12 protein-coding genes and 1 pseudogene are annotated in these 9,441 nt (G+C 74.0%); 5 read left to right on the forward strand and 8 right to left on the reverse strand.

Annotation, left to right across the window (positions count from 1 at the left end):
- The 4 genes from G6R25_RS03340 to G6R25_RS03355 are packed head-to-tail and all read right to left on the reverse strand — an operon-like array spanning position 1 to position 2,937.
- Complete coding sequence (locus G6R25_RS03340) at positions 1-1,383, reverse strand: phenylacetate--CoA ligase family protein (RefSeq protein WP_163551696.1); 1,383 nt, start codon at positions 1,381-1,383, stop codon at positions 1-3.
- The gene (locus G6R25_RS03345) at positions 1,368-2,180 is read right to left on the reverse strand and encodes an enoyl-CoA hydratase/isomerase family protein (RefSeq protein WP_163551698.1); all 813 of its coding nucleotides are present in this window, start codon (positions 2,178-2,180) and stop codon (positions 1,368-1,370) included. The genes G6R25_RS03340 and G6R25_RS03345 overlap by 16 nt, the downstream gene beginning before the upstream one ends.
- Positions 2,180-2,578, reverse strand: a complete 399-nt coding sequence (locus G6R25_RS03350; RefSeq protein ID WP_136449736.1) for a MaoC/PaaZ C-terminal domain-containing protein — start codon at positions 2,576-2,578, stop codon at positions 2,180-2,182. Before G6R25_RS03350 ends, G6R25_RS03345 begins: the two co-directional genes overlap by 1 nt.
- A complete protein-coding gene (locus G6R25_RS03355; protein WP_235947326.1) occupies positions 2,575-2,937 on the reverse strand; it encodes an FAS1-like dehydratase domain-containing protein in 363 nt (120 codons plus the stop codon). Before G6R25_RS03355 ends, G6R25_RS03350 begins: the two co-directional genes overlap by 4 nt.
- A gap of 320 nt (positions 2,938-3,257) precedes the next feature.
- On the opposite strand from G6R25_RS03355, the gene G6R25_RS03360 reads away from it, so the two are divergent.
- From G6R25_RS03360 to G6R25_RS03380, 5 genes are all read left to right on the forward strand, one after another.
- A complete protein-coding gene (locus G6R25_RS03360; RefSeq protein ID WP_205446831.1) occupies positions 3,258-4,109 on the forward strand; it encodes an SDR family NAD(P)-dependent oxidoreductase in 852 nt (283 codons plus the stop codon).
- Between the two features lie 62 nt (positions 4,110-4,171).
- Positions 4,172-4,933, forward strand: a complete 762-nt coding sequence (locus G6R25_RS03365) for a 3-hydroxyacyl-CoA dehydrogenase (protein ID WP_163551700.1) — start codon at positions 4,172-4,174, stop codon at positions 4,931-4,933.
- Positions 4,934-5,013: 80 nt separating this feature from the next.
- A complete protein-coding gene (locus tag G6R25_RS03370) occupies positions 5,014-5,199 on the forward strand; it encodes a hypothetical protein (protein WP_163551702.1) in 186 nt (61 codons plus the stop codon).
- On the forward strand, positions 5,199-5,753 hold the full coding sequence (locus tag G6R25_RS03375) for a MaoC family dehydratase (RefSeq protein ID WP_163551704.1): 555 nt from the start codon (positions 5,199-5,201) through the stop codon (positions 5,751-5,753). The genes G6R25_RS03370 and G6R25_RS03375 overlap by 1 nt, the downstream gene beginning before the upstream one ends.
- Positions 5,743-6,597, forward strand: coding sequence for an HpcH/HpaI aldolase/citrate lyase family protein (locus G6R25_RS03380; RefSeq protein WP_163551706.1), 855 nt, complete (start codon positions 5,743-5,745; stop codon positions 6,595-6,597). The genes G6R25_RS03375 and G6R25_RS03380 overlap by 11 nt, the downstream gene beginning before the upstream one ends.
- A gap of 586 nt (positions 6,598-7,183) precedes the next feature.
- Here the strand turns inward: G6R25_RS03380 and G6R25_RS26115 are convergent.
- From G6R25_RS26115 to G6R25_RS26125, 4 genes and pseudogenes are all read right to left on the reverse strand, one after another.
- Positions 7,184-7,687, reverse strand: a complete 504-nt coding sequence (locus tag G6R25_RS26115) for a hypothetical protein (RefSeq protein ID WP_235947337.1) — start codon at positions 7,685-7,687, stop codon at positions 7,184-7,186.
- A gap of 266 nt (positions 7,688-7,953) precedes the next feature.
- On the reverse strand, positions 7,954-8,142 hold the full coding sequence (locus tag G6R25_RS26120) for a hypothetical protein (RefSeq protein WP_235947339.1): 189 nt from the start codon (positions 8,140-8,142) through the stop codon (positions 7,954-7,956).
- A pseudogene (locus G6R25_RS03390) lies at positions 8,118-8,486 on the reverse strand (SDR family NAD(P)-dependent oxidoreductase); the annotation flags it as partial. The gene G6R25_RS26120 and the pseudogene G6R25_RS03390, both read right to left, overlap by 25 nt.
- Positions 8,378-9,061, reverse strand: coding sequence for an iron-containing alcohol dehydrogenase (locus tag G6R25_RS26125; protein ID WP_235947329.1), 684 nt, complete (start codon positions 9,059-9,061; stop codon positions 8,378-8,380). The gene G6R25_RS26125 and the pseudogene G6R25_RS03390, both read right to left, overlap by 109 nt.
- Positions 9,062-9,441: the final 380 nt, after the last annotated feature.

Genomic DNA, 9,441 nt, shown 5'->3' on the forward strand with positions numbered 1-9,441 from the left:
TCAGCGCCCTTCTCGGGGGGTGGCGGCTCGTGCGCCCGGCTCGCGGGCGTCGAAGATCCGTCTGGTCTTCAGCTCGTAGCGCGGCAGCGTCCCGGCGTGGACGACCTCGGTCTCCAGCCGGACGCCGAGGTGGTCGCGCAGGTGCGCGGACAGCCGTGCCGCCAGGTCGACCAGCGCGCCGACCCCCGCCGCGGCCTCGGCCCGGACCAGCATCCGATCCATGCCGTCGCGGCGGGACAGGTGCAGCTCGTAGTGGTGCGTCAGCCCCGGGACCTCGCTGATCAGGTTCTCCACCGCGGTCGGGTACACGTTGACCCCACGGATGGTGACCATGAAGTCGGACCGGCCGAGCACGACGCCCGGGAAGTGCTTCCAGGTCCACCCGCAGCCGTGGTCGGGACGATCGTCGAGGCGGACGAGGTCGTGCGTGCGGTACTTGATGAACGGCTGCACGAGATGGGTGTAGCTGGTGATGACGTGCTCGCCGACCCCGTCGGCGTCGGTGACCGGCTCGCCCGAGTCGGGGTCCACCGAGTACGAGTGGCAGACGTCCTCGATCGCGTGCACCCCGCCGGCCCACACGTCGCAGGACTGGCCGATGAACAGCGCCTCCCCGATGCCGTAGGCGTCGTGGATCCGCTCGACGCCCCAGGCCTCGGCGAGCCGCTCCCGGATGCGCGGCACCGACAGCCCGGCCTCGCCGCCGCCGGCCAGGATGCGCACCCCGACGCGGCGCAGGTCCAGGCCCGCCCGCTCGGCGATCTCGGCCAGATGCAGCAGATAGGTGGGGGTGGCGTAGACGATGGCGGGGCGGCGCTCGAGGATGTGGCGGACCCGCTGCTCCCCGGTGGCCCCGCCGCCGGAGACGATGGTCAGGCCGAGGTTGCGCGCCCCCCAGTAGTACGTCCACAGGCCGACCCACATGCCGAAGTCGAAGCAGAAGTAGATCGAGTCGCGCGGCCGGGCTCCCTGGCTCCACAGGCCATAGCAGAGCTGGGTGCCCGCCTTGTGCATCTCGAACTGGCTGAACGCCTCGTGCAGGAACCGGCCCGTGGTGCCCGTGGTGTGGAAGTACTGCTGCCAGTGCTCCGGGCCGAGTGCCAGACCGCCGAACCCCGACTCCGAGCTCTCCTGGTCGCGGACGTAGTCGGGCTTGTCGGTGAACGGCAGCCGGTGGTGGTAGTCGTCCCAGGTGCGGATGTCGGCGGGCTTCACCCCGGCGGCGTCGTAGATCCGCCGGTGCAGCGGGGAGTTGTCGTAGGCCCAGCCGACCAGGTGGCGGATCCGGGCGAGGTGCAGCGCGTCGAGCCGTTCCCGATCGGCGGTCTGCGTCGCCCGGTTCCAGAACCGCTGGTCGACGGCCTGGCCTAACGCCCCTGCCATTGTGCGGTCCGCTTCTCGATGAACGCGGCGGCGCCCTCGCGGTGGTCCTCGGTGGTCTTGAGCACGCTCTGGCCGAGACGTTCCAGCCGGCGGCCGGTCTCGCCGTCGACGTCTGCGCAGGTGTTGAGCACGAGCTTGGCCATGCCGAGGGCGAGCGGCGCCATCGCGGCGAGCCGGTCGGCCATCCCCCGGGCGGCGTCGAGTGCCGTCCCCGCCGGCACGACCTCGGTGACCAGGCCGAGCTGCAGCGCGACGTCAGGACGCAGGGTGCCGCCGAGCATGACCAGTTCCTTCGCTCGGCCCCGCCCCACGTACGTGACGAGGCGCGAACAGCCCCCCGACCCGGGGATGAGGCCGACCTTCGCCTCCGGCATGACGAACCGGGCGTTGTCGCCGGCCACCCGGAAGTCGCAGGACAGGGCCAGCTCGAACCCGCCGCCCGCGGCCACCCCGCCGCCCGCGGCCACCCCGTCGACGGCGGCGATCATCGGGATCTCCATCGCCTCGATCGTGTCGAAGACGTCGTGGATGCGCCAGGCATGCGCCCGGAACCCGCGGGTGCCGAGCGCCGTGAGGTCACCCATGCCGCCGACGTCCTCGCCGGCGGAGAACGCGCGCTCGCCCGCGCCGGTGATGATCAGCACGCGCACCCCCGGGTCGAGCGCGGTGTCCTCGACGGCGTCGCGCAGCTCCTGGCGCATCGCCGCGTTCCAGGAGTTCATCCGGTCCGGCCGGTTCAGCGTGAGCACCCGCACGCCGCGAGGCTCGTCGTCCAGGGTGATGTACTCGTGCCCCATCAGCGCGTCCCCGTCTCCAGGCGTACCGTCGCCGCCACCGTGCCGTCGGCCTTGCGCACCTCGACGCCGTCGGCGGTGGGCACCACCGTCAGCTCGTCGCCGGGGAAGACCGGCGCGGACAGCCGTGCCTCGGCGGAGCGCAGGGCCTGGGGGCCGAGCTGCTCGACCACGGCGTCGAGCGCCAGTGTCACGGTGAGCGGGCCGTGCGCGATGACCGACGGCAGGCCGGAGGCGCGGGCGAACTCGTCGTCGACGTGGACCGGGTTGAAGTCGCCCACCGCGCCGGCGTAGCGGGCGATCTGCACGCGGGTCACGGGACCGCGGGTGCGCTCGCCGAGCGTCACGCTCCCGTCGGGGGCCGCGCTCTCGCCGTTGGTCACGCTGTCGTCCTGGGTCACTTGCCGCTCCCACGCTCGATGAAGGTGACGGTCTGGCGCTGCACGAGGTCGCCCGCGGCATCGGTGAACTCCGCGGCGAGCAGCCCGAACTGGTTGGCGCCCTTGCGGAAGACGTCTTCCACGGTGACCCGCACGTGCACCCGCTCGCCGGGGGCGAAGGGGCGGCGCCAGTCGTAGTCGATGCCGGCGAGCAGGGCGCGGGACAGGTCGAGGCCGAGCCCGTCGACGGCCGTCGACTCGCCGCCGACCGCCGCGCCGAAGTAGGGGACGAGGGCGGCCGTCGCCGCCCCCGCGGGGCTGCCGACGGCGCGGACCAGCGCGGCGAGTACGTCGGGGGAGACGGTGAGATCGTCCTCCACCAGGGTCTGCCCTTGGCGCTTTCGTCCATCTCGACCTCCGTCGGAACTGTCCGCGGCCCGTGGGCGCGGCGAGGGAACGTGGCTGGTCCACGGGCCGCAGCGGTCATGGAAACCGCCCGCCGGTGGGGCGGTTCGTGGGGGTGGGCCGCGGCCGGGCCGTGGCGCGGGTCACGTCGGGACTGAGCCGACCGTCCCCCATCGCGGGGCTCGTAGTCAAGAGTTTATTTGACCGATGCGATGGTTGACTAAAATACTGTGGTGATCCTACGGCCGGGTCGGCGCCGCGCTCGGAAGCGGTTCTGGCACAGGAAGGACCGGCGATGAGCGAGGGATCGGCGATGAGCATCGTGCGGGAGTCGGGCCGGCGGCCACCGGGCGGTGCCGTGGCGGCGGACGTGCCCGCGGCGCGCAGCCCGTTCGACCTGACCGGTCACGTCAGCGTGGTGACCGGCGGCAACGGCGGGATCGGGCTGGGCATCGCGGGCGGGCTGGCCGCCGCCGGCGCCCACGTCTGCGTCTGGGGGACCAACGCGGCCAAGAACGCCACCGCCGTCGCGCGCATCGCCGCGGCGGGCGGGCTGGCCACCGGCCATCTCTGCGACGTCGGCGACGAGGACCAGGTGGTCGCGACGATGGCCGAGGCGGCCGCGTCCTTCGGCCGGCTCGACTCCTGCTTCGTCAACGCCGGCGTCGCGTCCCGTTTCCACCCGCTGCTGGAGACCTCGCTCGCGGAGTTCCGCGAGGTGACGCGGGTCGACCTAGACGGGGCGTTCGTGACCCTGCGGGAGGCGGCTCGCGCGATGGTGCGCTTCGGCAACGGGGGGAGCCTCGTCGCCACCTCCAGCCTCGCGGTCCTGCAGGGGCAGGCCCGCGTCTACTCCTACGGCGCCAGCAAGGCCGGGCTGACCGCCATGATCCGGGCGGCCGCGGTGGAGCTGGCGCGCCACGACATCCGGGCCAACGCCATCCTGCCCGGCTGGACGGACTCGCCCATGACCCACCAGGGCCTGCACGACGAACGCTTCACCGAGCGGGTGCTGCCGCGCATGCCCATGCGCCGCTGGGGCCGCCCGGAGGACTTCGCCGGCATCGCCGTCTACCTGGCCTCGCCCGCGTCCGGTTTCCACACCGGCGACAGCATCCTGCTCGACGGCGGCTACGCCGCCTTCTGACCCCGACCCGCCTTCTGACCCCGACCCACGAACTGACCCCGACCCACGAAGGAGATCGAGGCATGGACATCTCAGGCAGCATCGCTCTGGTCACCGGCGGCGCGTCCGGACTCGGCCTCGCCACGGCGCGGCGTCTGCTGACGGCCGGGGCGAAGGTCGTGCTGCTCGACCTGCCCAGCTCGGCCGGGGACGCCGTGGCCAAGGAGCTCGGGGACGACGCGCGGTTCGTCGCGGCGGACGTCACCAGCCCCGAGGAGGTCGGCGCCGCCCTCGACGCCGTCGAGGCCCTCGGCCCGCTGCGGGTCGTGGTCAACTGCGCCGGCACCGGCAACGCGATCCGGGTGCTGGGGCGGGGCGGCGTGTTCCCGCTGGAGGCCTTCGCGAAGGTCGTCCACGTCAACCTCGTGGGGACGTTCAACGTCATCCGGCTCGCCGCTGAGCGGATCGCGGCGGTCGAGCCGGTCGACGGCGACCGCGGCGTCATCGTCAACACCGCCTCGGTGGCCGCGTTCGAGGGGCAGATCGGGCAGGCCGCCTACTCGGCGTCCAAGGGCGGCGTCGCCGCCATGACGCTGCCCATCGCCCGGGACCTCGCCGACCGGGCGATCCGGGTGGTCACCATCGCGCCGGGCCTGTTCGAGACGCCGATGCTCGGCGGGCTGTCCGAGCAGGCCCGGGAGTCGCTGGGGCGGCAGGTCACGCATCCGAGCCGGCTGGGCAACCCGGACGAGTACGCGGCGCTGGTCGAGCACATCGTCGCCAACCCGATGCTCAACGGTGAGGTGATCCGCCTCGACGGCGCGATCCGCATGGCCCCCCGCTGACCAGGCCAGGCGGCTAGGGGGCAGGTGAGCGGGTGTTCGGTCAGCTCGCCCGGCCCGTCTTCTATGGGGGGCAACCTTCCATGAGGGCAACGGACGCCGGCCGGGACGGCGCGGCGGTCCGGCGGGCAGGGCGCCCGGGCGTCGTCGACGAGGAGAAGCCGCGTGCGTTCGCCCTGGACCAGAGGAGAGTGATCATGCGCGCTTCGGTCTCCCGGGCGGGCGCGGCGCACGTCGGTCGGCCACCGGTCACGTCTGGTGCCTGCTGATGGCGGCGGTGGACGGCCGGGCCGCGGTGGACGACCGGCCCGTCGTCGAGCAGCGCGGGCTCTACTACGACGAGCTGGCCGAGGGGGTCGTGTACCGGCACCGGCCGGGCCGCACGGTGGGGGAGGCGGACAACACCCTCTTCACGACGTTGACGATGAACATGCAGGCTCTGCACCTCGACGAGGCCTGGAGCGCGACGCAGCCGTTCGGACAGCGGCTGGTCAACAGCCTGTTCACGCTGTCGACGCTGGTGGGCCTGTCGGTGGCGCAACTGACGCAGGGCACGACGGTGGCGAACCTCGGCTTCGGCGCGGTGCGTTTCCCCGCGCCGGTGTTCGTGGGGGACACCCTCTACGCGGAGACGGTCGTGCGTAGCCGGCGGCTGTCGAGCAGCCGGCCGGACACGGGCGTCGTCGAGTTCGAGCACACGGCGCGCAACCAGGACGGCGTGGTGGTCGCCACGGCGACCCGCTCGGCGCTGATGCTCCTGCGCCCCGCGGGAGCGGACTCAGTCGCGGCCCCGCGGGACGGGGTGCGGTCGGATGCCGGCTGAGCTCACAGGCACGGCTGGGCTGGCGGGCACGACGCTGCTGTTCTGCCCCGCCGACCGCTCGGACCGCTTCGCCCGCGCGGCGGCTGCCGCGGACCTCGTCATCCTCGACCTGGAGGACGGCGTGGCGCCCCCGGCGCGGCCCGCGGCCCGGGCGGCGCTGGTGGCGGCCCTGCCGGACCTCGACCCGGCCCGCACCGTCGTGCGGGTCAGCCCGGCCGGCACCCCGGACTTCGCCGCGGACCTCGCGGCGCTGGACGGGACGGGCGTGCGCCTGGTCATGCTGGCGAAGGCGGAGTCGGCGGCGCAGGTCGCCCAGCTCGCCGGCTTCGCGGTCCTCGCGCTGTGCGAGACAGCCCGTGGGGTGCTCGCGGCGCCGGAGCTGGCCGCGGCGGCGAACGTCGTCGGCCTGATGTGGGGCGCGGAGGACCTCGTCGCCGGGCTGGGCGGCCGGTCGAGCCGCTTCGACGACGGGCGCTACCGCGACGTCGCCCGGTACGCCCGCGCGGCCGTCCTGCTGGCCGCCGGCGCCCATGGCCGCCAGGCGATCGGCGCCGTCTATCTGGACATCGCCGACCTGGACGGGCTGGACGACGAGGCGCGCGACGCCGCGGCCAGCGGCTTCGGCCTCAAGGCCTGCATCCACCCTACCCAGGTCCCGGTCGTGCGGACGGCGTTCGCGCCGTTGGCGGATGAGGTGGCCTGGGCGCGCCGCGTGCTGGCAGCGGCGCGTGAGGCGGGCGTGGGCGTGTTCGCCTTCGAGGGCCGGATGGTCGACGCGCCGATCCTGCGCCATGCCGAGCTGCTGCTGCGCGCCGCGCAGAGCGCCCCGGCCGCGGGGCGGTAGACGGCAGGTCCGCGATCCTGTTCTGCCGCCTGCCGCCTGCCGCCTGCCGCCTGCCGCCTGCCGCCTGCCGCCTGCCGCCTGCCCGATAGCCGTTCACTTTCCGTCATTCTCTGATTGCAAAATCGCGCCGAGGGCTGTTGACGGTTTTCGGGCGAAAATCCGTACCTAAGCCTCGGCACGATCTGGCCGGGAATCGGGATGCGGGCGTCGGATTGGTGGGCGGTGGTGGCAAGGGGTTGCGCGGGGGATTGCGTGGCGGCCGGGGCGGGAGGATCTCCCGTGGCTGCTGCTCCTGGGCGGACTGCTGGAGGTTGGTGGCGGTTGACGGTCGGTGCAGGGCGGCCATCGACCTCCAGCAGTTCTGCTGCCGGTAGCAGGATCTGGCCGCGTGGGAGGGCCGGGGGCGGTGATCAGGCGCTGTCGGCGCCGCCGGGCGCGCCCGAGCCGAGGAAGTCCGCAGCCAGCGCGTCCCAGCGTGCGAGCTGCGCGCCGGTCTCGGCGACCTGGAGCTGCGCGTGGCCGATGAGAGCGGCGAGCCGTTCGGTGGTGGAGACCGGATGGCCCGGGTCGCCGGCCCAGGCCAGGATCAGGACCGGGAGGTCCAGGCCAGGATCAGGACCGGGAGGTCGAGGGTGGTCAGCGCCTGCTCGGCGGGGAGGCCGGAGTCGGCGGCGCCGCGCAGGACCGAGGGGAAGAGTTTCTCGCTGACGTCGGGCGCGGGCGGGTAGCCGGGCAGGTCGGCGAAGACGGCGGCCACCGGCGCGCTGGCGGCGAGCTCGGCGAACAGCCCCGGGCCGCGCGTCTCGACCAGGTCGGCGCCCCGCCGGTACAGGTCGGCCTGGGCCGCCCGCGACGCCCACGCGGTCGGGGGTGCGGTCAGCGCACGAGCCGATCGAAGCGGCCCGGGGCGCGCACGGCGGCGTGCAGCAGGGTGGCCGTGCCCATCGAAGAGCCGATCCCCGCCACCGGCGAGGGGCCGGCGAGCTGGTCGAGCAGCGCGAGCAGGTCGTCGGCGAGCTGCGGCCAGGTAGTACTGCGCCGGGAGAGGGCCGCCGGTGGACTGCCCGTGGTCCCGGGCGTCGTAGCGCACCAGACGCCGGCCCGCGGCGACGACGGGGGCCCAGCCGAACAGGCCCGAGGCCGTCTCCGATGCGCGGCTCTGGGTGAGGCCGTGGGCGTAGACGGCGACCCGTGCCGGCGTCGGTGTAGGCGAGCTCGGCGCCCCGGACGTGCGCGCGGCGCTCTGCGCCGTCGGAGGGGGCGCTCGGCCCCGCGGTGCTTCCGGCCATGTCGATCATCCTGCCAGGCATCGGGGCGGGGTGCCCGGCCGGGCGATAGCGGACCGTCACCGACCGCTTAACGTCTGCCCTCGGCGCCGACGAGCTTGCCGAGCTCCTGGAAGGCGATGCCGTGCTGCTCGCTGAACTCCCGCAGCAGCGCGCCGCCGCGGCGGCGCGCTGCGCATCGGCGAACAGGTCCGCTGTCAGCGCGGTGCGGATGTAGCCGGGGGCGACGCAGTTGACCCGGGCGCCGCTCGCCGCCCACTCCACCGCGAGCGCGCGCACGACGCCGAGGACGCCGGCCTTGCTGGCGGCGTACGCGGTGACGTTCCGCAGCCCGATCGAGCTCGCCGACGACCCGATGAACACGTGGCTGCCGTGTTCGCCCCGGGCCGCCTGCGCCCGGTGCACCGCGGTGCTCAGGAAGAACGGCACGCTCAGGTTGACCGTCAGGATGCGCGCCCAGGCGTCGGCGGGAAGTCCGTGGCCGGCGCCCGGTGCTAGGACACCGGCCGCGTGGACGACGCCGTGCAGCGGCCCGGCCAGCTGCTGCACGCCGGCGACGAGGTCGTCGGCGGTCTCGGGCGCGGCGAGGTCCCAGGGCAGCACGTGGACGCGGCCCGGGTCGGCCAGCGCAGCCGTCTCGGCGAGTTCGCCCGGCGCGGCCGTCCATTGCCGCGGGGACGACCGGAGTACCGCGACCGCCCTGCGGGCCGGGATCGCCTGGGACGGCGGCCAATCCGATGTGAGGCCACCATCGCCGCGGGGAGGTCGGCCACCAGGTCGGCGTCGAGGACGGCGGCAAGCGGGACGAACTGGGCGCAGCTCACGATGCGCTTCGCACCGTCGATCGTGATCATCGAGATGCGGGTCGCTTCCGAGTCGGTGCCGGTGGTCGTCGGCACGAGCAGCAGCGGTGCCACCGGCACCGGCGGCTCGACGACCCCGATCCAGTCGGCGATCCCGCCCGTGTTCGTCGCAAGCAGGGCGACGGCCTTGGCGAGGTCCAGCGTGCCGCTGCCGCCGCTGCCGCCGCTGCCGCCGCTGCCGCCGCCGCCGCCGACGGCGTGGGCGTGGGCGAGGTCGGCGGCGCGGGCGACGACGATGAGCACCCGCCCCGAGGCCACTCCCCAGGTGCGCAGGGCCGCTCCCGCCGTGGCGGCGGACCCCGCGCCGGTCAGCACCTGCCGGGGGGCGAGGAAGGCCGGCGCGCCGGTGCCGGCGAGATCTAGCGGAGGGGGTGTCGGCGGGCCGGATGCGGCCCGCGGTCGGACCGGGCGGGGCGCCTGGCGTGGAGGGTGTCCGGAAGCCGATGACTCTGGAAAGGGATGACGGAGAGTCGATCCGGGCGTGTAATTCTGTGATTCTTCTAACCGATTGATCGCGTTAGTCCCTCGTGACGGCGGGGCCGCAGGCCATAGAATGGGACGGCAGTTCGCGTATCATCGGCGCGGTTCGGTAGGCCCGGCAGCGCACCGCGGGAGTGTGGCGACGCGGACCGGCGGGGGCGGGTCCCGTTGCGGTCGATGCTGACGTTGAAGATATAAAATCCACAAATCCACAA

The sequence above is a fragment of the Candidatus Frankia alpina genome (assembly GCF_902806485.1).
Lineage (GTDB): Bacteria > Actinomycetota > Actinomycetes > Frankiales > Frankiaceae > Frankia > Frankia alpina.